This is a genomic window from Pseudomonas sp. WS 5410 (genome assembly GCF_012985645.1).
Taxonomy (GTDB): Bacteria; Pseudomonadota; Gammaproteobacteria; order Pseudomonadales; family Pseudomonadaceae; genus Aquipseudomonas; species Aquipseudomonas shahriarae.
Genome location: NZ_JAAQWS010000010.1, coordinates 123,379 through 146,530 on the forward strand (window position 1 = coordinate 123,379; position 23,152 = coordinate 146,530).

The following is a 23,152-nucleotide window of genomic DNA, read 5'->3' on the forward strand; positions in this document are numbered from 1 at the left end:
CAAATATCTCAAGTCAAACAGCGATCCGGGGTGGGGGTCAGAAGGTGTAGTCCGCCGTCACGAAGAACGAGCGCGGCTCCCCCAGAATCCATTGCTGGCCGTCATTGTATTGGCTTACGGCATAGGTGCGGTCGAACAGGTTATTCAATTGCAGGCCCAATGTCGTGTTGCGCAGGGCTTTCCACGAAACAGTGGCGTCGACCACGGTGTAGCTGGGCAGCTCATTGCGGTTGGCCATGTCGGCGTAACGCGCATCCACATAACGCACGCCGGCCCCGGCACGGATGTCATCGGTCACGGCCTTGCTGAGCCACAGGTTGGCGGTGCGGCGCGGCACGTCCACCGGGCGATTGCCGTCGCGCGAAACCTGCACGCCGCCGACGTCCTGCTGGAAGTCGTCGTACTGCGCCCGCACGATGGCCGCATTGGCCTGCAGTTGCCAGGCGTGGGGCAGTTGCAGGTCGAGGCTGGCCTCCAGGCCGTCGGAGGATTGCTGGCCCACCTGCTGTTTGAACTGCGGGTTGCCCGGTACATCGGTCAGCAGTTTCTTTTTGACGATATGGTAGGCCGCCAGGGTCCACTCGCCGCGCTGGTCCCAGAAGGCTTGCTTGATGCCGATTTCCGTCTGTTTGGCGGTGGACAGGTCGAACGCCTGTTGGCTTGAACTCAGGGAGATCAGGCCGCCGACCCCATCGGTGCTGGTGGCGTACTGGCCGTAGACCGAGGTGTCCGGGGTGAGGGTAAACACCAGGCCGGCCTTCCAGTTGTTGCCGGTGAGGGTCTTGTCGTTGCGTTCACCGCTGCGCAGTTCATCGCGGTCCAGGTGCACGTAGTCGCGACGGATGCCGGTGATCAGCGAGAGCCGGTCAGTCAGTTGCAGGCGGTTTTCCGCAAAGCCCGCGAACTGCTTGGTGGTGGTGGCGAACAGCGGCAGGAACGGGGTGGCACTTTCAAACGGTGCCTGGGCCGGGTGTTTCAGGTCAATGGGCTGGCCGCCGGTCACTGCATCCGTAAACGGATAGTTGCTGGCCAGGCGGAAGCGGATGCGGTTGTATTCCACGCCGGTCACGGTCTGGCTGTCGAGGCCAAACAGGGTGTGTTTGAAGGTAAAGGTCTGGCGGTCGCCGACCTGTTCCTGGTTGTGCTTGATGCCGTAGAAGCCGCTGCGGGTCAGCTGCCCGGCGCTGAAATTGTAGTTCTCGGCGTTCTGCCAGCGGCGCTGGGCCTTGAGGTAGTACAGCTCGTTGCGCGCGCTGACACTGTCGTTGATCTGCCACTCGCTGCTCAGGCGGGTCCACTGGTCGTTGTAATGCTGGGTGTCGTTGCTGACGTTGTAGTTCTTGTCGCGCAGGCCCTTGTGCAAGTGGCCGTTGAGCAGTGGTGTGCCGAAGTAGTTCTGCGGGCGCTGGTCGCCGTAGTCGTGGGCCAGGGTGAAGCTCAGGTTGTCGGCAGCCTGCCAGCGCAGGGCGCCGCTGGCAAAATCGCTGGCCGAGTCGCCACGGTCGATAAAGCCATGGCTGCGCAGGCGGTTGAGGTTCAGGCGATAGCTCAGGGTGTCGGTCAGCGAGCCGCCACTGTCCAGGGCCTGTTGCTGGCGATCATAGGAACCGTAGCCGAGACGGATGTGGTTTTCGATCTCGCCCTCAAAGGGCTTTTTCGCGACGGTATTGACCACCGCGCCGGTGGCACCTTCGCCATACAGCACCGATGCCGGGCCGCGCAGCACGTCCACGCGCTCGACGGCCCAGGTGTCGACCGGAAAGGTCGAGGTGCCCATGCCGTTGTACAGGCGGTTGCCGTCATACAGTTGCATCACTGAGCCCTGGCCGGCAAAACCCCGAGCCTGCAGCGAGGTACCGCCGTCGCCCGGGGTGCCGGTGCGGCTGATGCCGGTGGCGCGGGAGATGGCGTCTTGCACACTGGCGTCAGCGCGTTCGCGGATCTGCTCGCCGGTCTGGCTTTCGACACTGCCGGGGGTTTGCAAGGCGCTGAGGCCCAGGCGCGAACCGGCGGTGGTCGGGGTGTTGAGGTCGACCGGTGCGCTGTCCACCGCCGGGGCGGTCACGGGGCTGACGGGCAGGGTCAGGGCCTGGGCACTGTTGTGCAAGGCAAGCAGGCACAGGCCGCTGGCAAGGTACTTGTTCATCGGGCGGCAGATCGCTTCTTCGAGACGGTACTCGCCGCTGGGCGCGGCGAGTGGGGACAGAGCAACAAGTGTTATAAGTTAACACTTCTTACGTGGAGGATGAAAGCCCGCGTAAGACTACATAACGTCTCTATGTAGGGCATCTCGCCTACCTCATGCAGAAGATGAGGCCGATTCACGTTGCTTGAACAGGCGTGACAAGACCAGCCGATCCAATACCCAGACCACGATCAGCGAGGCGCCGACCAGCGGGAAAACAATCGCCAGGGCGAGCATGATCACCATCGCGGTTTTCCACTTCGGCAAGTCATGGCGCAACGGCGGAACCCCCAGGCCACCCTGTGGCCGGCGCTTCCACCAGATCACCAGGCCGCTGACCGAACTCAGCAGAATCATCAGGCACACCAGCAGCACAATGATCTGGTTGACCACGCCGAACATCTTGCCCTCGTGCAGCATCACCCCGGACTCGGTGACCCGCGCTACGGTGTTGTAGTGCTCCCAGCGCACATCGGCCAGGACCTTGCCGGTGTATTGGTCGACATGCAGGGTCGCATCATTGCGCGGGTCGTTGGCGAACACCGCGAGGGTGAACACGCCCGTGGCTGTGGTCGGGAACGTGATGCTGTAGCCCGGCTCGACCTGGCGTGCGGTGGCCAGGTCCACCAGCTGCTGCAGGCTGATTGTCGGGGCGGCAGGACCGTGGTGCATGCCGCCGTGCTGCATGTGCTCGGCATGCTCGCCGGACATCGGCATGGGGGTGTTTTCCATGGCCCAGGGCACGGTCTGTTGCGTGGCGGTATTGAGGCTGCGGGCTTGCTGGTCGGATTGCGGCACGTCGTTCCACATGGCGGCCGGGAAGCGGTTCCAAAGGTCGGCGTATTGCTTGCCCCAGAAGCCGGTCCAGGTCAGGCCGCTGAGGATCATCAGCAGCAGGAACGCCGCGCCCCAAAACCCGGTGACCGCGTGCAGGTCGCGCCAGAACAGGCGCCCGCGACTGCCCAGGCGTGGCCACAGGATCCCGGCGGCCGATCGGCCGCGCGGCCACCACAGGTACAGGCCGGACACCACCAGCATCACACCCCAGCCCGCCGCGAGTTCGATCAGGCGGTCGCCAGTGGTGCCGATCATCAACTCGCCATGCAGGGCACGGACGATGGCTTGCAGGTTGTAGGTCGCGTCCTGCTCCCCGAGCACGTTGCCGCGATAGGGGTCGACGAACACTGTCAGTTCGTGGCCGGCGTTGTGCAGGACAAATTGCGCGCTGCTGCTGGCGTCCACAGGTGGCAGGTATTTGCTGAGGGTGGCTTGGGGGTAGGCGGCCTTGGCGCGCTGCAATTGCTCGTCGGCGCTGAGGACATGCGCGGCGGGCTCGACCTTGAGCAGGTCGCCATACATCAACGGGTCCAGCTGGGGTTTGAACAGGTAGATGATGCCGGTCACTGCCAGCAACACCATGAAGGGCGCGACAAACAGCCCGGCGTAGAAATGCCAGCGCCAGGCCAGGTTGTAGAAGGAAATTTTTGGCGGGTTCATCAGGGTGCTCCGCAAGGTTTTTTATTTATAGGTAGGTCTGGAGGTACGGGCCTGTGTAGGAGCGAGCCCGCTCCCACACAAAGCCACCTCCCACTAGCTGTTAGAAGCTCATATCCACCTTGGTCCAGAGCGTGCGCCCTGGTTCATTGATGGCTTGCGGGTCGTTGGCCGGGTAGCCGAACCCGGCGTTGCCGGCCAGGTTCAAGTGTTCGGCGTAGGCCTTGCCAAACAGGTTGTCGACGCCGGTGCTGACCTTGAAGTTCTTGTTGATGCGGTACGCCGCATTGAGGGAGAACACGCCAAAGCCACCGCTCTTGGCGAAGTCCTTGCCGACCACGTTGCCCTTGTTCTGGTCGATGCGGTTTTGTGCCGCCACCACGCGCCACAAGGCGCCGGCGCTCCAGTCGTCTTCGCTGTAGGTCAGGCCGAAGCGCGCGTCCAATGGCGGCATTTGTGGCAGGGCCTTGCCATCACTGCTGTTTTTGCCCCAGGCGTAGGCCAGGGTCGCATCGGCTTTCCAGTTGGACGTCAGCTTGTAGGCTGCGCCCAATTCACCGCCCATGATCCGCGCGTCGATGTTCTGCGCCTGGGAAGTCATGCCCATCATCCCCGGGGTGTAGTTGAACAGGATGTAGTCGCGCACCTGGCCGACATACCCGGAGGCCCAGGCTTCCAAGTCAGCGGTTTTGTATTGCAGGCCGAAGTCCAGTTGGGTGGTTTTCTCTGGCTTGACTGCATCAAAGGCATTCAGCGAACCCGCTGGGCCTTTGCCGGGGGAGAACAGCTCCCAGTAGTCCGGGAAGCGTTCGGCGTGGCCAAGGCCGGCGTAGAGGGTCGTCGGGCTGTCGGCCAAGTCATGTTCATAACGTACGAAACCGGACGGCAGAGTGTCGGCGCGGGTATCGCCGGCGGTCGGGTTGGCGCGGCTCATCATGCCGCTGCCGGTGCGCTGGCGGTAATCCTTGGCCGAGGCGCGATCCAGGCGGGCGCCAGTGATCAGCCGGTCATTGTCGGCGGCGTACCAGGTCAACTCGCCAAACACCCCGTAGTTATGGAAGTCGGCGTCCTTGTTGCGCGGCAGGTTCTTGTAGGTGTCGACCCCGGCGCTGCTGCGCTGGCGATGTTCGTTGGTCTGTGCGTCGATACCGCTGATCAGTTGCACATCGGCCCAGCGCCAGGTGGCCTTGATCCGCGCGCCGAGGGTACGGCGGTCGACGTTGGAAGCCATGGGTCCGGCCATCATCCCGGTGCCCGACGGCGTGCGCAGGCTGTAGTTGTCCATCACGTGGTCGGCGTAGTTGTAGTAGACCTGCGCTTCGACCTTGTCCAGCACCTCGCCGATGTTGGATTTCTCGAAACGCAGGCCGAGGCTTTCGCGCAGGAACTGCGAGCCGTCCATGCCGCGCCCGGCGTAACGCGCTTCGCCATCGCCACGGCCGGCGGTGAGCTCCAGCAGGGTGTCGGCGTCTGGGGTCCAGCCGAGGGCGACGTCGCCGTTCCATTTGTCGTAGCGCGAGGCGACGGTGTCGTTGTTGCCGTCCTTGTAATCGTCGGAGTGAGCCTGGTTGCCGATCACGCGAATGTAGCCCAGTGAACCGCCGGCGGCGGCATCCACGACTTTGTCGAAGCGCCCGTTGGAGCCGGCGAGGATGCTCGCATTGACTCGGGTGCCCAACTCGCCGAACTGCTCCGGCTCACGGTCGAACAGCACCGTACCGGCCGAGGCGCCCGGGCCCCAGAGCACGGTTTGCGGGCCTTTGATCACGGTCAGCTTGTCGTAGGTTTCCGGCGAGATATAGGAGGTGGGTGCGTCCATGCGGCCAGGGCAGGCGCCGAGCATCATGCTGCCGTTGGTGAGGATATTCAGGCGCGAGCCGAACATGCCGCGCAGCACCGGGTCGCCATTGGTGCCGCCATTGCGCACCAGGGCAAAGCCGGGGATGGTCTTGAGGTAATCACCGCCATCACTGGCCGGTACCGGCTGGCGCGGGTCCTTGGGGTTGGTGACGATGGTCAGGGGGGAGCTGGGGGCGACGCCGGTAATCACTGTCGGGCTCAGCTCATTGTGATGCTCGGCGTGTTCGTCGGCATGCGCCTGTGGCGCCAACAGTGCGCCGCACAAAACGGCGAGCACAGGGGTACGTCCCATACGGGTGTCAGCAGGAAACCTGGACATAAAAATTCCATCAATCAGTCGTAAACAACACGGCCAGCAGCCTGCGGCTGTCTGTGTGAAGGCGGCCGTGCGAAGTTGTGTGTTATTGGCGGTCTACGACTGGCTGGGCGGGGCGCGGCTGCGGGCGCCGGGAAAAATGCTCTGCCGGGCATGGCCCAGGCGCGGTGCGGGGATCAGGCCAGTGGCCGGCGGCGGGCTGCCGAGGGCCACGAATGACACGCTGCCAGGCAGGGCCGGGCAACTGAACAACAGGCTGCAATAGCCGCATTTCTCCCACATCACGTGGTCGGCGGCGGGGACCTTGGCGTGCTCGGCCGGGTGCTGGGGCGCGGCATGGCAGGTGTCGTCCATGGACATCTGCATAGACATGCCGGCGTGATGATCCATCGGCATCGCTTGGGAAATCAGCGGTCCGATAAAGATCATCAGCATGGCGAACAGGCTGATCCAACTGCCGCCCGCCAACCTTAAAGGCTGGCGGCGGCGCGTGGTCGACCTATTGGCGCGAGCACCCATGGGGAGCGGCCTGGGCTGGTTAATGGGCGTGCTTGTGTCCGTGCTCGGCCATCGGCGGTACTTTTTGCACCGAGACTTGCACTTTTACCGGCCCGGCCTTTTCGAAGTTCAAGGTCAGCGGGAAGTGCTGGCCGTCGCGCAACTGGCTGCGATCTTTAAGATCCAGGAGCATCACGTGATAGGCCATCGGCGCAAAGGTCAGCTCGCCCTTGGACGGCACGGCCACGCTGGGCACCTGCTGCATCTTCATCAGGTCACCGTGCATCACATGCTCATGCAGCTCGGCCTTGGCCGCCACTGGCGTGTCGACACTGAGCAAGCGGTCCGGGGCTTCACCCTGGTTATGGATCACAAAGTAGGCGGCTACCGTCGGCGCATTGGGCGGCAATTCCTGTGACCAGGGGTCGCTCACCAGCAGGTCGCCGGCCTTGTAGTCATCGGCATTGGCGGCACTGAACGCAGGCAGCAGCAAGGCCGCCAGAAGCAGGGAAGATTTGAGCATGGCAGTTCTCCAGAACGATTCAAACGCAGTTCAATTGCGAAGTGATCAAACGGTAGGAGAGGCGCGGGGGCTGAGGCTCGGCCATTGCTGGCGCGGAGTCGGGGCTTGCAGGGCAGGCGATGGCAGGCCAGGCGCCGGGTCGATTCGTGTGAGATACAACTGCGGCACATGCCCCGGCAGCGCCACCAACGGCGCCGAGCCCGAACAGCACCAGCAATGCTGCATGCTGGAATGTTCGTCCTGCTGCGGCGCCGGTATATCCAGCGTGCCCAGGGACATCGCCACCAGCTTGCTGCCATTGGACGAACAGAAACTGCCCCACAGCAATTGCTCGGCAGGGCTTTTACCCTGTTGCATTGCCCCGGCCAATGGCATGGCAAACGCATTGAACAGCACTGCAAGGCAGGCGATCCAGGCAAATGCAAAGCGTTGACGGGCCATGGCGGACAATCCGTAGGGTTAAGCGATCAGGTGGGTATTTAGCCTGATCGGGGGGCATAAGTAAAAGTTGCTGGTGTGGTTTGGTGTCGCAGTGATGTCAGTGGCTGTGCTTATCATGATAGACGCGAACGCAGGATTACCAATCGCGAAAACACCACAGTCCTAAATGTGGGAGCGGGCTTGCCCGCGATTGGGGTATGTCAGGATCAAATATGCTGACTGATACACCGCTATCGCGGGCAAGCCCGCTCCCACATTTGAGCTGTGTTGTTCTATAAAGCCTGCAGTATCGCGTCGACCGTCAAAAACTCCCGATCCACCCCCGCCAACACCGGCCGCTGCAAAACCACCACCGGTATGCCGCGCTCGCGGGCCACTTCCAGCTTGGGTTCGGTGGCGCTGCTGCCGCTGTTCTTGCTGATCAGCACATCAATCCGCCGTCGTTCGAACAACGCCCGTTCATCCTCGATCAAAAACGGCCCACGGGCGCCGATCACTTCGCAGCGTTCGTTGCCGGGGTAGACGTCCAGGGCGCGCAAGGTCCAGAACTGCCCGGCGGGGATTTCATCGAGGTGTTGCAGCGGTTCGCGACCGAGGGTGAACAGTGGGCGCTGGAAGGGTTTCAACGCCTCGATCAGCCCGGCCCAGTCACTGACTTCACGCCAGTCATCACCCGGTTGTGGCTGCCAGGCGGGACGGCGCAGGGCCCAGCAGGGGATCGTGCACAAGCGCGCGGCCTGGGCGGCGTTGGCGCTGATTTGTGCGGCGTAGGGATGGGTGGCGTCCAGCAGCAGGTCGATGCCCTGTTCGCGAATAAACTGCGCCAGCCCTGCGGCGCCGCCGTAACCACCGACGCGCACCTGGCACCTCAGGTCAGTGGGCACCCGGCCAATCCCGGCCAGGCTGTAGATATGCTGGGGCCCCAGGGTGCGGGCGATGGCCAGGGCTTCCGTCACGCCGCCCAGCAGCAGGATGCGCTTCATAGCGGCTTGAGCACTTCAAGCAAGGTGATGGGCAGCGCCTGGCGCCAGGTATCGAAGTCGCCCAGGGGCTGGGCCTGGGCCAGGTGGATGCGGGTCAACTCGCCGCCGTGTTGCGCGCGCCAGGCCATCAGAGTCATTTCGCTTTGCAGGGTCACGGCATTGGCCACCAGCCGCCCACCGGGGCGCAGGTGTTGCCAGCAGGTGTCGAGCACGCCGTCGCGGGTCACGCCGCCGCCGATGAAAATCGCATCAGGCGCTTCCAGCCCTGCCAGGGCCTGGGGCGCGCTGCCGCGAATCAATTGCAGGCCAGGCACGCCGAGGGCGTCGCGGTTATGTTCGATCAGTTGCTGGCGGCCAGCGTCGGCTTCAATCGCCAGGGCGCGGCAGCTGGGATGGGCGCGCATCCACTCGATGCCGATGGAGCCGCTGCCGGCGCCGACGTCCCACAGCAATTCGCCCGGGGTGGGGGCGAGGCGCGCGAGGGTCATCGCCCGCACATCGCGCTTGGTCAGTTGGCCGTCATGCTTGAACGCTGAGTCCGGCAGGCCGGCCAGGCGCGACAGGCGTGGGGTGTTGGCGTCGGCGAGGCAGTCGATGGCGACCAGGTTCAGCGCGGCAATGGCTGGGTCTTGCCAGCTTTCGGCGTGGCCATCGATACGCCGTTCGGCCGCGCCACCGAGGTGTTCAAACACACTTAGGCGGCTCGGGCCAAACCCGCTGGCGCGCAGCAACGCGGCGATGGCCGTCGGGCTCTGGCCGTCGTTGCTCAACACCAGCAAGCGCACGCCGCTGGCCAGATGAGCATTGAGCGCGGCCACCGGGCGGGCGACCACCGACAGTGTCACCACGTCCTGTAACGGCCAGCCCAGGCGCGCCGCCGCCAGTGACACCGACGAAGGCGCCGGCAGGATCAACAGCTCATCCGCCGCCACCTGCCGCGCCAGACTGGCGCCGACGCCGTAGAACATCGGGTCGCCACTGGCCAGTACGCACACCGGCTCAAAGCGCCTTGCCAGCAGCGGCTCCAGGGAAAACGGGCTGGGCCACAGCTCGCGTTCGCCGCGGATGCACACCGGCAGCAAATCCAGCTGGCGCTGGCCGCCAATGATACGAGAGGCGCGCAACAGAGCATGCCGGGCATTCCTGCCCAGGCCCTTGAAGCCATCTTCACCAATGCCTACTACTGTCAGCCAGGGCGACATATTGATTCCTTGAACGACATCCGACGGGCAGGCTTTTCATGCTGCCGGACAAAGCAGGCATAATACCGCGCCTTTACCCGTGAACCGGTAGCCCCCGTGAAGCCACTTCCTCTGTCCGCCAGCAAACGTCCCTCGGGTTGTCCGGGGTTGCTGCGTATTGTCCAGGCATTGGATGGCGGGATTTGCCGGATCAAACTGGCCGGTGGTGCCATCACCGCCGCGCAGGCGCTGGCCGTGGCACACGCCGCGCAGACCTACGCCGGCGGGGTGATCGAGGCGACCAACCGCGCCAACCTGCAGATCCGCGGCATTGGCCTGGAGCACGAGGGTTTGATCGCGCACCTGCTAGCCGCAGGCCTGGGCCCGACCACCGCTGCGGGCGATGATGTGCGCAATGTGATGCTCAGCCCCGGCGCGGGCATCGACCGCGACATGCTGCTGGACACCCGGCCCCTGGCGGAGCAGATCCTCGCTACCCTGCAAACCCATCCACGGTTCCATGAGTTGTCGGCCAAGTTCGCCGTGCAACTGGATGGCGGCGAAGCCCTGGCGATGCTCGAACATCATCACGACCTGTGGTTATCGGCTTACCCCGCGCAGGGCCAGACCTTGTTGGCATTCGGCCTGGCCGGTTGCCCGGGGCATGACAGGCCGCTGGGCGCCGTACCCCTGGAGCAAGGCCATGAGTTGGTCGTGGCTGTGTTGGAACTGTTTCTTGAGCTGGCCCGACCCGACCAGAACCGCATGCGCGACCTGCTGACACACACGTCTGTGGATAACTTCGTCGGGCGCTTGCGCCTGCCGGTACTGCCCGCCGATGGCTATCGTCGCCGCGCCAACCCGAGCAGTTTGCGCCTGGGCACTTATCCACAGCGCCAACCGCAGCAAGTCTACGTGGCGGCGGGCACGCCATTAGGACGCCTGGACTCGAGCATGCTGCGTGGCGCCGCGCAACTGGCCCTCGAACAGGGCGACGGCACATTGCGTTTCACCCCGTGGCAAGGCCTGCTGCTGCCCAACCTGGCGCCGGACGCCGCCGTACGCGTGACGACGGGCCTGGCGCAATTGGGCTTCCTCTGTTCCGCCGACCAGGCCCTGGCGCGGCTGATTGCCTGCACCGGTTCCAGCGGCTGCGCCAAGGCCCTGGCCGACACCAAGGCCGACGCCCTGCACCTGGCCACGCTGCTCCAGGGCCATGGCCTTGATGTGCACCTGTCTGGCTGCCCACGCACCTGCGCTGCGGCACACATTGCCCCGGTCACCCTGCTGGCAGTGGGCACCGGGCACTACGACCTCTATTTTCGCGATGCAGGCCAGCCGGGTTTCGGCCGCCTGCACGCGCACAACCTTTCTATTGAAGCGGCGGGCGCCGTGTTGCGTGCCCGTCCACGGAGCAACACCGATGATTGATTACATCCGCGACGGTCAGGAGATCTATCGCAACTCCTTTGCGATCATTCGCGCAGAGGCCAAGCTGGATCGCATCCCGACCGACCTGGAAAAACTCGCCGTGCGGGTGATTCACGCCTGCGGCATGGTCGAGGCTATCGACGGTTTGCAGTTTTCTGAAGGCGCAGGCAAAGCCGGCCGTGAGGCCCTGGCCGCCGGTGCGCCGATCCTGTGCGATGCGCGGATGGTCTCCGAAGGCGTGACCCGTGCGCGCCTGCCTGCCAATAACCCAGTGATCTGCACCTTGCGTGACGATAGCGTGCCGGAGCTGGCGCGGGAGCTGGGCAACACCCGTTCCGCTGCCGCCCTGGAGTTGTGGCGCCCGCACCTGGCAGGCAGTGTGGTGGTGATCGGCAACGCGCCGACTGCTTTGTTCTATCTGTTGGAAATGCTCGACGCCGGCGCCCCCAAGCCGGCGCTGATCCTCGGTTTCCCGGTGGGTTTTGTCGGCGCCGCCGAGTCCAAGGCGATGCTCGCCGCAGACAGCCGTGGCGTGCCGTTTGTGATCATGCAAGGCCGCCTGGGCGGCAGTGCGATGGCCGCCGCAGCGGTCAACGCCCTGGCCACGGAGGTCGAATGATGCAGGCACGTGGACGTTTGATCGGCCTGGGCGTCGGCCCCGGCGACCCGGAACTGATTACCCTCAAGGCCCTGCGCCTGCTGCGCGAATCGCCGGTGGTGGCGTACTTCGTCGCCAAGGGCAAGAAGGGCAATGCGTTCGGCATTATCGAAGAACACCTGGTGCCCCAGCAGACGCTGATGCCGCTGGTGTACCCGGTGACCACCGAAGCCTTGCCGGCGCCGCTGTCCTATGAACAGGTGATCAGCGATTTCTACGACGCGGCCAGTGTTGATGTGGCCGCGCATCTGGATGCCGGGCGCGATGTGGCGGTGATCTGCGAAGGCGACCCGTTCTTCTACGGCTCCTACATGTACCTGCATGACCGCCTCGCCGAGCGCTATGACGCCCAAGTCATCCCCGGGGTGTGCTCGATGCTCGGCGGTGCCTCGGTGCTGGGTGCGCCGTTGGTGTATCGCAACCAGAGCCTGTCGGTATTGTCCGGGGTGCTGCCCCACGACGAACTCAAGCGCCGCCTGGCGGATGCCGATGCGGCGGTGATCATGAAGCTGGGACGCAACTTCACCAAGGTGCGCCAGGTGCTGGAGGAGCTGGGGCTGGCCGGGCGTGCGCTGTATGTGGAGCGCGCCACCATGGCCAACCAGAAAATCGTCGCGCTGGATCAGGTGGAGCCCATGTCTTCGCCATATTTCTCGTTGATCATCGTGCCGGGCGAAAGGTGGCAAGGGTGATGACGCCGGCGATCGTCATTCTCGGCCAGGGCAGCCTCGCCACCGCGCGCAGCATCCAGCAGGTGTACCCCGGCGCCTTGATCCACGGCCTGGCCGGCCGGGTGGAAGGCGCCGACCAGGCCTACAGCGAATTTGGCGCGACCGTGCGCCAGTTGTATCAACAGGGCACGCCGATCATTGCCCTGTGCGCGGCCGGGATTGTGATCCGCACCTTGGCGGCGCTGTTGCTGGAGAAAGGCGAAGAGCCGGCGGTGCTGGCCGTCGCTGAAGACGGCAGCGCGGTGGTACCGTTGCTCGGCGGCCTGGGCGGGGTGAATATCATGGCGCGGGAAATCGCGGCGGCCCTGGGGGTGGCGGCTGCGATTACCACCAGTGGTGAACTGCGCTTTGGCACCTGCCTGCTCAACCCGCCCCAGGGTTATCAGTTGGCGGACCTTGAGCTGGGCAAGCGTTTTGTCTCGGACCTGCTGGCCGGCGAACAGGTGCGCATTGAAGGCGCCGCACCATGGCTGGAGCAGGCCAACCTGCCGCAGGACCAGCAGGCGCGCCTGAGCATTCATGTCAGCAGTGCCGAGCGCGTGCCGGCGGCCAATGAGCTGCTGATCTATCCGAAAAATACTTGGGCCACCTGCCGCCCCGGCGTCGGCTTGGCCGCGCGGGTGCGCCAGGCGTTGCAGCAGGACGGCATCGCCGTGCAGTCCCTGGCGTGCCTGCTGGCCGATGACGCCGACATGGCCAGTGGCGAACTGCATGAGGCGGCGCTGGAACTGGGCGTGCCGCTGCGCTTTACGGCGCTGGCGGCAGGCCCCGATATCATCATCCACTCGGCCGCCGGGCCCGTGGACCTGGCGCAACTGGGCCGCCCCCGTGGCCGTCTCGCCGTGATCGGCCTGGGCCCCGGCGCAGCCGAGTTGATGGTGCCGGCGGTCAAGGCTGAACTGGCGCGCTGCAGCGATGTGCTGGGTTACGAAACCTATGTGCGCATGGCCGGGCCGTTTCGCGCCGACCAGGTGCAGCACTGCACCGATAACCGCGAAGAGATGCAGCGGGCACGGCATGCTTTCGAGCTGGCGGCCCAGGGGCGTTCGGTGGTGGTGGTGTCTTCCGGCGACCCAGGGGTGTTCGCCATGGCTGCGGCGGTGCTGGAGGCGCTGCACGAATCCAGCGACCCGGCCTGGCAGCGGGTCGAGCTGGAGATTTTGCCGGGGGTCTCGGCGTCCCTCGCCACCGCGGCCCAGGCGGGTGCGCCGTTGGGCCATGACTTCTGCGTGATGTCGCTGTCGGACAACCTCAAGCCTTGGTCCATCATCGAGAAACGCCTGGACTTGGCCTGCCAGGCCGACCTGGCTTTGGCGTTCTACAACCCCATCTCCCGTTCGCGCCCATGGCAATTGGGGCGTGCCCTGGAAATCGTCGCCCAGCACCGCCTCGCCGCCACGCCGGTAGTGCTGGGGCGCGATATCGGGCGCCCCGGGCAAACGCTGCGCACCACCACCCTGGGCCAACTGACCCCGGACCAGGTGGACATGCGCACCATGGTGCTGATCGGTTCGTCCACCACCTGCGCGTTCCCTCGGGTGGGCGGTGGTGAGTGGGTGTACACGCCACGCTGGTATGGCGAGAAACCGGCCTCCTGAAACGGCAGCGGCCCCGCAATGGGGCCGCTAATCTGTCAGAAAAGGCTAATCATTGATGACAGAAACCTCTGTGTTCTGCCGCGTCATTTCGCAATGCCATTAACGGTTCCTCTCTTTCAGTTGCAGAAAGTAAGCCTGCGATTATCAGGCGTCACCCCATCCCCAGTATTTACGCGGGGTGCAACAAACTCTGATTTTTCCTACGGTGAAATGACGCTCTGCGTACCCCCTGAAAAAAGTTCAATCACGCGACTAGTGTTTCTTGTAAGCCCATGTGGGTTTTTGTGGAGAAACAGTTATGGAGCGCAAACATAAACGAATCAATCTGGCTAAAAAGAACAAGCTGATCGCAGCGTACCGACTGCCGCTGAGCAGCCGGCCGGCGGGTTCGCCGGCGCCGGTGCAGGCTGACGGCGACCTGAATGGCGCGGTGATCAATAACAGTGTGTTTTCGTTTGTCGCGGGCATGAGCCGCCTCAACAAGGAATACACCCGCAAGAGTTACCTGTTGGCCAGTAGCTACGTGAGTGATGTGCTGAAAGTGGGGCGCGGCACGCAGGCCTGGTACGACGAGTTCATCAAGGTCATGGGTAACCTGGGGTGGCTGCCGATACGCAGCAGTTTCGAGCGCGTCACCACCTCCGTGAAGGGGCTGAGCGTGCAGGTGGCGGCGCTGAATATCATCACCTCCACGGTGGCCTCGACTTTTCTGTCAGGCTCCCTGGCGATGGTGCTGCCCAAATTGGCGGCGGATGCTTTCGACGCCTTGAAACAGCTGTCGGCACCCTTTGATCTGTTCAAGCGCAACATCGTCAACCATGAGGGCGGCGACTTTGGCCTGGCGTCCTGTTCCGAGGTCGACGGTGAGGTGTTGATGGTGCTGGTGACCTACAGCGCCCAGGGCGTCAGCAAGAAAGTGGGGGTGCCGTTTTTTGAATGGGACAGCTCCACGGTCGAAGCCTACAGCGGCCAGACCTGCCTGATGCTCAACCCTGCCGTGGTCAACGACGCAACCCTCCAGCAGTTGCGTGAGAGTGCGGGCGACAAGGTCTTGCTGGCCATCGCCCAATACCGGATCTGACCGGGGCCTCAGGGCACCAGGTAACCGCGTACGCCGGTAAAGATGATCTGCGCCGCCAGCGCACAGACGAACAAGCCCATCAGGCGGCTGACAATCTGCAGCCCTTGGTCGCCGAGGATGCGTTCGATGCGGTTGGACAGATACAACACCACGCCCACTGTCAGGCTGGCCAGGGCGATGCTGAGAATGGCCATGAGCTTGTCATCCCAATGGGGCTGGCTGACGCCCATTACCAGCAGTGCGCCGATGGTGCCGGGGCCGACGGTCAAGGGGATGGTCAGGGGGACGATAGTCACGTCCTGCTGCACATTGTCGGTCTGCACTGCCGACTTGCCCTGGGCCATGCCCAGGGCGGAGATAAACAGCACACTGCCGGCGCCGATGCGGAAGGCGTCCACGGTGATGCCAAATACACTGAAAATCACCCGGCCAAACAGGTAGAGCAACACGCTCGACACCAGCGTCGCCAGGGCGACCTTCCAGGCCAGGCGTCGCCGCTCCTTGCTGGAATAGCCCCGGGTGAGGCTGATAAAGCAGGACAGGACGAAGAAGGGGCTATACAGCACCAGCATCTTCAAATAAACGCTGAACAACACGTGGAGCATGGTGGGAGCTCACAGCGAAGGAAGGGCGAGGGGGAGTTTATCAGGCTTGTGGGCCAGAAGGCGCGACTGCGAACCAATGTGGGAGTGGGCTTGTGTGGGAGCTGGCTTGCCTGCGATAGCATCACCTCGGTGCAACTGGAAAACCAGGGTGCCTGCATCGCAGGCAAGCCAGCTCCCACACAAGCCAGTTCCCCCAAACCAGCTCTGGCCCCCACAGGGATGTGTGGTGATTCAGGACGTGTGCACCTGCTCCTGCGGCTGCTCGCGCTGTGTCACCCAGTACTCCACCAGCTCGCGCAGTTGCGACAGTTCTACCGGCTTGGCCATATGCCCATCCATCCCGGCCTGGCGTGCGCGTTCCTTGTGTTCCGAGAGGATGTGCGCGGTCAGCGCCACCACCGGCGTGCGGGTGCGCTGGTTGCTGACTTCCCAGACCCGCAACTGCTGGGTCGCGGAGAAGCCATCGAGCACCGGCATTTCGCAGTCCATCAACACCAGGTCATAGCGCTGGGCCTTCATCGCCTGCAAGGCTTCCTCGCCATTGCTGGCCGTGTCGGGTTGCAGGTTGAGCTTGCCGAGCATGCCGCGAATCACTTTGGTGGAGATGCTGTTGTCTTCGGCCACCAGGATGCGGAAATCGCTGGGCACGGTGATGGTCACGGGGACGTTCGGCGCGGCATGGCGCGGCTGGACCACACCCTTGCTGCGCTGGGTCAACTCGTCGGCCAGGGTGGTCTTGAGGGTGTAGCCCGCCACTGGTTTGGCCAGGATGCGCTTGATCCCGCAGTTGCGCGCGATGATCTTGCTCGGCGCATTGCTGATGCCGGTGAGCATGATCAGCAGGATGTCGTGGTTCAGGCTCGGGTCTTCCTTGATCTTCGCCGCCAGTTGCATGCCGGTCATGCCGGGCATGTTCTGGTCCAGCAGCACCACATCGAAATAGTCGCGCAGGTGTGCCTTGGTTCGCAGCAGGGCCAGGGCCTCCTTGCCCGATGGCACGGCGCTGACATTCAGGCCCCAGGCGGTGCACTGCTGCACCAGCACCTTGCGGCAGGTGTCGTTGTCGTCCACCACCAACACCCGCGCGCCTTGCAGCGGGCCGTCGAGGTCGGAGGTCGGGTGTTCCAGGCGCTCCGGGTCCAGGGGCAAGGTCAGCCATAGGGTGCTGCCTTGCTGGCTGCCCGCCTTGATGCCGAACTCGCCATTCATCAACAGGATCAGCTGGCGGGCGATCACCAGGCCGAGGTGGCCGCTCAGGCGCGTGGCCGAGAGGAAGTTCTTGCTGTGCAGTTCGCTGTGCAGCAGGGCATCGCGCTCGGCGGCCTCCATCGGCACGCCGCTGTCTTGCACGGCGATGCGCAGGCGCGGTTTGCTGCTGCGCTCATCCAGGGCGACCACGATCAGCACTTCGCCTTCGTCGGTCTTTTGCAGGGCGTTTTCCAGCAGGCTCAACAGGGCCTGGCGCAGGCGCGTCGGGTCGCCACTGATGACCCGTGGCACCTGGGGCTGGATAAAGCTGATCAGTTCGACGTTCTGCTGCTCGGCCTTGGCGCGGAAAATACTCAGGCAGTCTTCGATCAGGGCATTGAGGTCGAACTGCACATCGTCCAGTTCGATCTGCCCGGACTCGAGCTTGGAGATGTCGAGAATCTCGTTGATCAGGGTCAGCAGTTCATTGCCGGCGCTGTGGATGGTCTGCACGTAGTCGCGCTGCTTGACCGACAGCGGCGTGCCCAGCAGCAACTCGGTCATGCCCAGCACGCCGTTCATGGGGGTGCGGATTTCGTGGCTGATCTTCGCCAGGAACTCGGCCTTGGCCGCAATTTCGGCATTGCTGGCAGCCAGGTCGCGGCTGAGGCTGAAGCGATCCTCGACGATGCTGCGCTGGCGCTCGCCCAGGGCCTGGCTCATCAACAGGCCGCTGACGCAGATCACCGCCAGCAAGGTGATGATCAGGCCTTGCGGCGCCACCAGGGTCAGGCCCAGCAGGGCCGGGAGGATAATCAGCGTGCCGGTGTTGAACACCACCATGGCGAGCAGGAACAGGCGTGCCGGCCGGTAGCCTTTTTGCCAGTGGTAGGCCGAGACAAACAGCATGCTCAGGCCGGCCAGCGCCACCAGGGCGTAGGTGATGATATTCAGCGGCAGGGTGTTGACGAACAGCAGCAACAGGCCGCACAGCACGATCAACAGGATGTCCGCCATCAGCAACTTGTTCAGCGGGTGCGGGCCCAATGGCGCGAAGAAACGGTAGGCGAACATCAGGCCGCATGGCGCGGTCAGCAGCAACGCCATGTAGGCGCCCGGGGTTTGCACCGCCTGCCAGTTCGGCAGCCACGGGCCCAGCAGGTTGAGCAACAGCAACAGGCTGAGCATCAGCAGCACTTCGCAGGCCGCCAGCCACAGGCTGCTGCGCGAGCGATGGTAGGCGTAGCGGGTGAGGTTGTGCAGGATCAGCATCAGCAGGCAGCCGAACAACAGGCCGTAGACCAGGGTCTGGGTCTGGTTGGCGGCGGCCTGCACGGCCGGTTCCAGGGTCAGGTAGGGCCGCAGCTCATGCTCCGAGACCAGGCGCACATACACATCCAGGGGCTTCTGGCTCTGGGGCATGGGCAGCATGAATTCGCTGCTGGGCAGTGGGCGTTCGGCCTGGGGTTGGCGGGTGCCGGTGTTGATCTGCTCAATCAGCGTGTCGCCGTCCAGCACATACAGATTGAGATGCGCCAGGTCCGGCGCGAAGACCCGCAGCACTTGCTCGTGCTTGCCGGGTTGCAGCTTGAAACGTACCCATAGCGCACCGTTGGGTTCGGCGGCGGTGATCCGTTCCAGTTCAATAGGGCTGAATTGGTTGATGTAGCGTGGCGAGCGAATATCGCTCAATTGCAGGTCGGCCTGTTCATCAAGCAATACGGCCCAGCCACTGCCTTGCGCAACGGCCTGGGCCGGCAACAGACAGAGCAGGGTCAGCAGACTGACCGTGAAGATTATGGCGATCCTGAGCCAGCGCACGGCGAAATCCCTTCGTAGGTTAATGCACGGGGTTAACTATGCGCGGGACCGTAATGGGACGGCAAGGGCCAAAGGCCCCTGCCTAGCCGAACGGATAGCTGTTTACTGACTCTCGCCCCGCTCACGGGCAATGGCGCGATAGCCGATGTCCTTGCGGTAGAAACAGCCCTGCCAGTCGATTTTTGCAGCCAGCTTGTAGGCTTGCTGCTGGGCGGCATCGACACTGGCACCCATGGCGGTGGCGCACAGCACGCGGCCACCGGCGGTAACCACCTGGCCATCCTTGAGCGCGGTCCCAGCATGGAACACCTTGCCTTCCAGCGTAGCCGCGGCGTCCAGGCCCTGGATCAGGTCACCCTTGGCGTAGTCGGCAGGGTAGCCGCCGGCGGCCAGCACGATGCCGACGCTTGGGCGTGGATCCCACTGGGCTTCAACCTTGTCCAGCGCTTGCGCCAGGGCGGCTTCCACCAGCAGTACCAGGCTCGACTGCAGACGCAGCATCACCGGTTGGGTTTCCGGGTCGCCGAAGCGGCAGTTGAACTCGATGACTTTCGGGTTGCCGGCCTTGTCGATCATCAACCCGGCGTACAGGAAGCCGGTGTAGACATTGCCTTCATCGGCCATGCCGCGCACGGTCGGCCAGATCACCAGGTCCATGACGCGCTGGTGCACGTCGGCGGTGACCACCGGGGCAGGGGAGTAGGCACCCATGCCGCCGGTGTTCGGGCCGGTGTCGCCGTCGCCGACGCGCTTGTGGTCCTGGCTGGTGGCCATCGGCAAGACGTTCTTGCCGTCGACCATCACGATGAAGCTGGCTTCTTCGCCATCGAGGAATTCTTCGATCACCACCCGCGAACCGGCGTCACCGAAGGCATTGCCGGCGAGCATGTCGCGCACCGCGTCTTCGGCTTCCTGCAGGGTCATCGCCACGATCACGCCTTTACCGGCGGCCAGGCCATCGGCCTTGATCACGATAGGGGCGCCTTTCTCACGCAGGTAAGCCAGGGCGGGCTCGATCTCGGTGAAGTTCTGGTAGTCGGCAGTCGGGATCTTGTGGCGAGCCAGGAAATCCTTGGTGAAGGCTTTCGAACCTTCCAACTGGGCGGCGCCAGCGGTAGGGCCGAAGCAGTCCAGGCCACGGCTGCGGAACAGGTCCACGACGCCGGCCACCAGCGGTACTTCAGGGCCGACGATGGTCAGGGACACGTTCTTTTCGGCGAAGTCGGCCAGTTGCTCCAGGGCCAAGACGTCGATGGCGACGTTTTCGCACTTGGCTTCAATGGCGGTACCGGCGTTGCCGGGCGCGACGAAGACTTTCTGGACGCGAGGGTCCTGGGCGACTTTCCAGGCCAGGGCGTGTTCACGGCCACCGCTGCCAATGATCAAAACATTCATTTCAAAAACCTCAAATTCTGTTAGTTGATCGTTCCCACGCTCTGCGTGGGAATGCCTCTACGGACGCTCTGCGTCCGAGGGACGCGGAGCGTCCCGGGCTGCGCACCCACGCGGAGCGTGGGCGCGATCAATCAGTGACGGAAGTGGCGCATGCCGGTGAAGACCATGGCAATGCCGGCTTCATCAGCGGCGGCAATCACTTCAGCATCACGCATCGAGCCACCCGGTTGGATCACCGCAGTCACGCCCGCTTTTGCAGCGTTGTCCAGGCCATCACGGAACGGAAAGAACGCGTCCGAGGCCATCACCGAACCGACCACCTGCAAGCCGGCGTGTTCGGCCTTGATCGCCGCAATACGCGCCGAGTTCACGCGGCTCATCTGGCCGGCGCCGACACCGATGGTCTGACGGTTCTTGGCGTAGACGATGGCGTTGGACTTAACGTACTTGGCTACTTTCCAGGCGAAGATCAGGTCGTTGATCTCTTGCTCGGTCGGTGCGCGCTTGGTCACCACTTTCAGATCTTGGCTGCCGATCATGCCGATGTCGCGGCTCTGCACCAGCAAGCCGCCATTAACGCGCTTGTAGTCCCAGGCAGCGGCACGCTCAGCCGACCACTCGCCACAGGCCAGCAGGCGCACATTGGCCTTGGCGGCGACGATGGCGCGGGCCTCTTCGCTGACGGATGGGGCAATGATCACTTCGACGAACTGACGCTCGACGATGGCCTTGGCGGTCTCGGCGTCCAGTTCGCGGTTGAAGGCGATGATGCCGCCGAATGCCGATTCGGTGTCGGTGGCGTAGGCCAGTTCGTAGGCCTGGCGGATCCCGCCTTCAGCGTCCGGGCTCACGGCCACGCCGCACGGGTTGGCGTGCTTGACGATCACGCAGGCCGGCTTGACGAAGCTCTTCACACATTCCAGCGCGGCGTCGGTATCAGCCACGTTGTTGTAGGACAGCTCTTTGCCCTGCAGTTGGGTCGCGGTGGCGATCCCGACTTCGGCAGGCTTGGCTTCCACGTAGAACGCCGCGCTCTGGTGCGGGTTCTCGCCGTAGCGCATTTCCTGGGCCTTGATGAACTGGCTGTTGAAGGTACGCGGGAACTGGCTGCGGCCTTCAGTGCTGAGGGTCTCGGCGGCCTGGTTCACGGTGCCCATGTAGTTGGCGATCATGCCGTCATAGGCCGCCGTGTGTTCGAAGGCCTTGAGCATCAGGTCGAAACGCTGGGCGTAGGTCAGGCCGCCAGCTTTCAGGCTTTCCAATACTTGGGCGTAGTCGCTGGCGTTGACCACGATGGCCACGTCTTTGTGGTTCTTGGCTGCCGAGCGCACCATGGTCGGGCCGCCGATATCAATGTTCTCGATAGCGGTCGGCAGGTCGCAGCCTGGCTTGTTGATGGTGGCTTCAAACGGGTAGAGGTTGACGGCCACCAGGTCGATCGGCTTGATGCCGTGCTCGTTCATGATGGCATCGTCGATACCGCGACGGCCGAGGATGCCGCCGTGGATTTTCGGGTGCAGGGTCTTGACCCGACCGTCCATCATTTCTGCGAAACCGGTGTAGTCCGCGACTTCTACTGCGGCCACGCCGTTGTCCTGCAGCAGTTTGAAGGTCCCGCCCGTGGAGAGGATTTCCACACCCAGGGCTTCCAGCTCCCGGGCAAATTCGAGGATCCCGGTCTTGTCGGAAACACTGATCAAGGCGCGGCGGATCGGCAGGCGGGTAGTCTGGTCGGTCATCTCAATTTCCATCAAAAGCAAAGGAGTCAGCAAAAAAGGCGACCGGTTTTACGCGGGCGCCTTTCTGGTTTGATTGAATGCTTACAGCAAATCGTACTGTTTGAGCTTCTTGCGCAGGGTCCCACGGTTCAGGCCCAGCAGCTCACTGGCTTTGGTCTGGTTGCCCTTGACGTAGTTCATCACGCTTTCGAGCAAGGGCGCCTCGACTTCGGAGAGCACCAGGTTGTACACATCCGTGACGGCCGCGCCCTCAAGGTGGGCGAAATAATTGTGCAGCGCTTTCTCGACGCTCCCGCGAAGGGTCTGGCCTTCTTCGCTCGGCGTGTTGAGGTGCTGTTTCAAATTGACGTTGTCGCTCACGGGTGTTGTTCCACTCACTAAAGTCTCGGTCATCATCGTCATGCGGCCACCCCTTCTCCGTCCCCTGCTCTCAGGCTCTTGTCTCGTTCGGCAAAGAACTCACGAACGGCGGTGACCTGTGCTTGCGTTTCATCCAAACGATTGAACCCGGTGCGAAACTCTTTGGCGCCGGGCAGGGTTGCGAGGTACCAACCCACATGCTTGCGAGCAATGCGCGCGCCCATCACGTCCCCATAGAAGATGTGCAGGGCGGCCAGATGCTCTAGCAGAATACGTTCCACCTCGATCAGCCCCGGTGCCGGCATGATTTCGCCGGTACGCAGGAAATGCTCGATCTCACGAAAAATCCATGGCCGCCCCTGGGCGGCCCGGCCGATCAACAGGCCATCGGCACCGGTTGCGTGCAATACGCGCCGGGCTTTCTCGGCCGAGTCGATGTCGCCGTTGGCAAAGACCGGAATCGACACTGCCTGCTTGATCGCGGCAATGGTGTCGTATTCGGCCTCGCCGGTATAAAGGTCAGCGCGGGTGCGGCCATGCACCGCCAATGCTGCAATGCCTGCCTGTTCGGCGATCTTCGCCACCGTCAGGCCGTTCTTGTTGTCCCGGTCCCAGCCGGTGCGAATCTTCAGGGTAACCGGCACATCCACTGCACCCACCACGGCGTGCAGGATCTCGGCCACCAACTGCTCATCCTTCAACAGGGCGGAACCGGCGGCCTTGTTGCAGACCTTTTTTGCCGGGCAACCCATGTTGATATCAATAATCTGTGCACCCAGCTCTACGTTGGCTCGGGCTGCATCCGCCAGCATTTGCGCATCACCGCCGGCGATCTGCACCGAGCGGGGCTCGGGATCACCTTCGTGGATCATGCGCATCCGCGATTTGCGGGTGTTCCACAAGCTCATGTCGCTGGTGACCATTTCCGAGACTACAAGCCCTGCCCCCAAACGTTTGCACAGCTGACGAAAGGGCTGGTCAGTGACGCCCGCCATCGGGGCGAGAATCAAAGCGTTTGGCAATGTATATGGGCCGATGCGTACCGCCGACATAGGACTTCCCTG

Annotated in this window: 19 protein-coding genes; 5 read left to right on the forward strand and 14 right to left on the reverse strand. The window is 63.6% G+C overall.

Annotated features, from left to right (window positions below; translation table 11 throughout):
- Nucleotides 1-37: 37 nt before the first annotated feature.
- From HBO24_RS16310 to cbiE, 8 genes are all read right to left on the reverse strand, one after another.
- The gene (locus HBO24_RS16310) at nucleotides 38-2,146 is read right to left on the reverse strand and encodes a TonB-dependent receptor (RefSeq protein WP_170060000.1); all 2,109 of its coding nucleotides are present in this window, start codon (nucleotides 2,144-2,146) and stop codon (nucleotides 38-40) included.
- Between the two features lie 153 nt (nucleotides 2,147-2,299).
- Nucleotides 2,300-3,682, reverse strand: a complete 1,383-nt coding sequence (locus HBO24_RS16315) for a PepSY domain-containing protein (RefSeq protein ID WP_170060001.1) — start codon at nucleotides 3,680-3,682, stop codon at nucleotides 2,300-2,302.
- Between the two features lie 100 nt (nucleotides 3,683-3,782).
- Nucleotides 3,783-5,858 carry a TonB-dependent copper receptor gene (locus tag HBO24_RS16320; RefSeq protein WP_170060002.1) on the reverse strand — a complete coding sequence of 692 codons (2,076 nt, stop codon included), beginning with the start codon at nucleotides 5,856-5,858 and terminating at the stop codon, nucleotides 3,783-3,785.
- A 93-nt stretch (nucleotides 5,859-5,951) separates the two neighbouring features.
- Nucleotides 5,952-6,374 (reverse strand): DUF2946 domain-containing protein, encoded by a 423-nt coding sequence (locus HBO24_RS16325; protein WP_115127287.1) that lies wholly within the window; start codon nucleotides 6,372-6,374, stop codon nucleotides 5,952-5,954.
- A 19-nt stretch (nucleotides 6,375-6,393) separates the two neighbouring features.
- The gene (locus HBO24_RS16330; RefSeq protein WP_115127288.1) at nucleotides 6,394-6,876 is read right to left on the reverse strand and encodes a copper chaperone PCu(A)C; all 483 of its coding nucleotides are present in this window, start codon (nucleotides 6,874-6,876) and stop codon (nucleotides 6,394-6,396) included.
- Nucleotides 6,877-6,921: 45 nt separating this feature from the next.
- Nucleotides 6,922-7,317 carry a DUF2946 domain-containing protein gene (locus tag HBO24_RS16335; protein ID WP_057437532.1) on the reverse strand — a complete coding sequence of 132 codons (396 nt, stop codon included), beginning with the start codon at nucleotides 7,315-7,317 and terminating at the stop codon, nucleotides 6,922-6,924.
- 272 nt (nucleotides 7,318-7,589) lie between these two features.
- Nucleotides 7,590-8,300 (reverse strand): cobalt-precorrin-6A reductase, encoded by a 711-nt coding sequence (locus HBO24_RS16340; protein ID WP_115127290.1) that lies wholly within the window; start codon nucleotides 8,298-8,300, stop codon nucleotides 7,590-7,592.
- The gene (gene cbiE, locus HBO24_RS16345) at nucleotides 8,297-9,502 is read right to left on the reverse strand and encodes a precorrin-6y C5,15-methyltransferase (decarboxylating) subunit CbiE (protein WP_170060003.1); all 1,206 of its coding nucleotides are present in this window, start codon (nucleotides 9,500-9,502) and stop codon (nucleotides 8,297-8,299) included. The genes HBO24_RS16340 and cbiE overlap by 4 nt, the downstream gene beginning before the upstream one ends.
- 111 nt (nucleotides 9,503-9,613) lie before the next feature.
- Here cbiE and cobG point away from each other — a divergent pair, with 111 nt between their 5' ends.
- The 5 genes from cobG (at nucleotide 9,614) to HBO24_RS16370 (ending at nucleotide 14,980) form a co-directional block, all read left to right on the forward strand.
- Nucleotides 9,614-10,912 carry a precorrin-3B synthase gene (gene cobG / locus HBO24_RS16350; protein ID WP_170060018.1) on the forward strand — a complete coding sequence of 433 codons (1,299 nt, stop codon included), beginning with the start codon at nucleotides 9,614-9,616 and terminating at the stop codon, nucleotides 10,910-10,912.
- Nucleotides 10,905-11,531 (forward strand): precorrin-8X methylmutase, encoded by a 627-nt coding sequence (locus tag HBO24_RS16355; protein ID WP_170060004.1) that lies wholly within the window; start codon nucleotides 10,905-10,907, stop codon nucleotides 11,529-11,531. Before cobG ends, HBO24_RS16355 begins: the two co-directional genes overlap by 8 nt.
- Nucleotides 11,531-12,262, forward strand: coding sequence for a precorrin-2 C(20)-methyltransferase (locus HBO24_RS16360; RefSeq protein WP_029297692.1), 732 nt, complete (start codon nucleotides 11,531-11,533; stop codon nucleotides 12,260-12,262). Before HBO24_RS16355 ends, HBO24_RS16360 begins: the two co-directional genes overlap by 1 nt.
- Nucleotides 12,262-13,899 (forward strand): precorrin-3B C(17)-methyltransferase, encoded by a 1,638-nt coding sequence (gene cobJ / locus HBO24_RS16365; RefSeq protein ID WP_170060005.1) that lies wholly within the window; start codon nucleotides 12,262-12,264, stop codon nucleotides 13,897-13,899. The genes HBO24_RS16360 and cobJ overlap by 1 nt, the downstream gene beginning before the upstream one ends.
- 298 nt (nucleotides 13,900-14,197) lie before the next feature.
- A complete protein-coding gene (locus tag HBO24_RS16370; protein ID WP_120731444.1) occupies nucleotides 14,198-14,980 on the forward strand; it encodes a hypothetical protein in 783 nt (260 codons plus the stop codon).
- A gap of 8 nt (nucleotides 14,981-14,988) precedes the next feature.
- On the opposite strand, the gene HBO24_RS16375 is transcribed toward HBO24_RS16370, so the two are convergent.
- The 6 genes from HBO24_RS16375 to dusB form a co-directional block, all read right to left on the reverse strand.
- Entirely contained in the window at nucleotides 14,989-15,585 is a 597-nt protein-coding gene (locus HBO24_RS16375) for a MarC family protein (protein WP_057437546.1), read from the reverse strand.
- Nucleotides 15,586-15,816: 231 nt separating this feature from the next.
- Nucleotides 15,817-18,594 carry a hybrid sensor histidine kinase/response regulator gene (locus HBO24_RS16380; RefSeq protein ID WP_057958207.1) on the reverse strand — a complete coding sequence of 926 codons (2,778 nt, stop codon included), beginning with the start codon at nucleotides 18,592-18,594 and terminating at the stop codon, nucleotides 15,817-15,819.
- 102 nt (nucleotides 18,595-18,696) lie between these two features.
- On the reverse strand, nucleotides 18,697-19,989 hold the full coding sequence (purD, locus tag HBO24_RS16385) for a phosphoribosylamine--glycine ligase (RefSeq protein ID WP_057437548.1): 1,293 nt from the start codon (nucleotides 19,987-19,989) through the stop codon (nucleotides 18,697-18,699).
- A 131-nt stretch (nucleotides 19,990-20,120) separates the two neighbouring features.
- Complete coding sequence (gene purH / locus HBO24_RS16390; RefSeq protein WP_057958208.1) at nucleotides 20,121-21,728, reverse strand: bifunctional phosphoribosylaminoimidazolecarboxamide formyltransferase/IMP cyclohydrolase; 1,608 nt, start codon at nucleotides 21,726-21,728, stop codon at nucleotides 20,121-20,123.
- An 81-nt stretch (nucleotides 21,729-21,809) separates the two neighbouring features.
- Nucleotides 21,810-22,130, reverse strand: coding sequence for a DNA-binding transcriptional regulator Fis (fis, locus tag HBO24_RS16395; RefSeq protein ID WP_003186237.1), 321 nt, complete (start codon nucleotides 22,128-22,130; stop codon nucleotides 21,810-21,812).
- Nucleotides 22,127-23,140: a tRNA dihydrouridine synthase DusB gene (gene dusB / locus HBO24_RS16400; protein ID WP_057437552.1), complete on the reverse strand. Its 1,014-nt coding sequence runs from the start codon at nucleotides 23,138-23,140 to the stop codon at nucleotides 22,127-22,129. Before dusB ends, fis begins: the two co-directional genes overlap by 4 nt.
- Between the last annotated feature and the right edge of the window lie 12 nt (nucleotides 23,141-23,152).

What these genes read in the sequence shown, in the direction of transcription:
- HBO24_RS16330 (WP_115127288.1), bottom strand. Translation starts at nt 6,876, where the DNA reads ATGCTCAAATCTTCCCTGCTTCTGGCGGCCTTGCTGCTGCCTGCGTTC.
- dusB (WP_057437552.1), bottom strand. Translation starts at nt 23,140, where the DNA reads ATGTCGGCGGTACGCATCGGCCCATATACATTGCCAAACGCTTTGATT.
- HBO24_RS16360 (WP_029297692.1), top strand. Translation starts at nt 11,531, where the DNA reads ATGCAGGCACGTGGACGTTTGATCGGCCTGGGCGTCGGCCCCGGCGAC.
- HBO24_RS16340 (WP_115127290.1), bottom strand. Translation starts at nt 8,300, where the DNA reads ATGAAGCGCATCCTGCTGCTGGGCGGCGTGACGGAAGCCCTGGCCATC.
- HBO24_RS16335 (WP_057437532.1), bottom strand. Translation starts at nt 7,317, where the DNA reads ATGGCCCGTCAACGCTTTGCATTTGCCTGGATCGCCTGCCTTGCAGTG.
- HBO24_RS16375 (WP_057437546.1), bottom strand. Translation starts at nt 15,585, where the DNA reads ATGCTCCACGTGTTGTTCAGCGTTTATTTGAAGATGCTGGTGCTGTAT.
- fis (WP_003186237.1), bottom strand. Translation starts at nt 22,130, where the DNA reads ATGACGATGATGACCGAGACTTTAGTGAGTGGAACAACACCCGTGAGC.
- cbiE (WP_170060003.1), bottom strand. Translation starts at nt 9,502, where the DNA reads ATGTCGCCCTGGCTGACAGTAGTAGGCATTGGTGAAGATGGCTTCAAG.
- HBO24_RS16315 (WP_170060001.1), bottom strand. Translation starts at nt 3,682, where the DNA reads ATGAACCCGCCAAAAATTTCCTTCTACAACCTGGCCTGGCGCTGGCAT.
- cobJ (WP_170060005.1), top strand. Translation starts at nt 12,262, where the DNA reads ATGACGCCGGCGATCGTCATTCTCGGCCAGGGCAGCCTCGCCACCGCG.
- HBO24_RS16325 (WP_115127287.1), bottom strand. Translation starts at nt 6,374, where the DNA reads ATGGGTGCTCGCGCCAATAGGTCGACCACGCGCCGCCGCCAGCCTTTA.
- purH (WP_057958208.1), bottom strand. Translation starts at nt 21,728, where the DNA reads ATGACCGACCAGACTACCCGCCTGCCGATCCGCCGCGCCTTGATCAGT.
- HBO24_RS16310 (WP_170060000.1), bottom strand. Translation starts at nt 2,146, where the DNA reads ATGAACAAGTACCTTGCCAGCGGCCTGTGCCTGCTTGCCTTGCACAAC.
- HBO24_RS16320 (WP_170060002.1), bottom strand. Translation starts at nt 5,858, where the DNA reads ATGTCCAGGTTTCCTGCTGACACCCGTATGGGACGTACCCCTGTGCTC.
- HBO24_RS16370 (WP_120731444.1), top strand. Translation starts at nt 14,198, where the DNA reads ATGGAGCGCAAACATAAACGAATCAATCTGGCTAAAAAGAACAAGCTG.
- HBO24_RS16355 (WP_170060004.1), top strand. Translation starts at nt 10,905, where the DNA reads ATGATTGATTACATCCGCGACGGTCAGGAGATCTATCGCAACTCCTTT.
- purD (WP_057437548.1), bottom strand. Translation starts at nt 19,989, where the DNA reads ATGAATGTTTTGATCATTGGCAGCGGTGGCCGTGAACACGCCCTGGCC.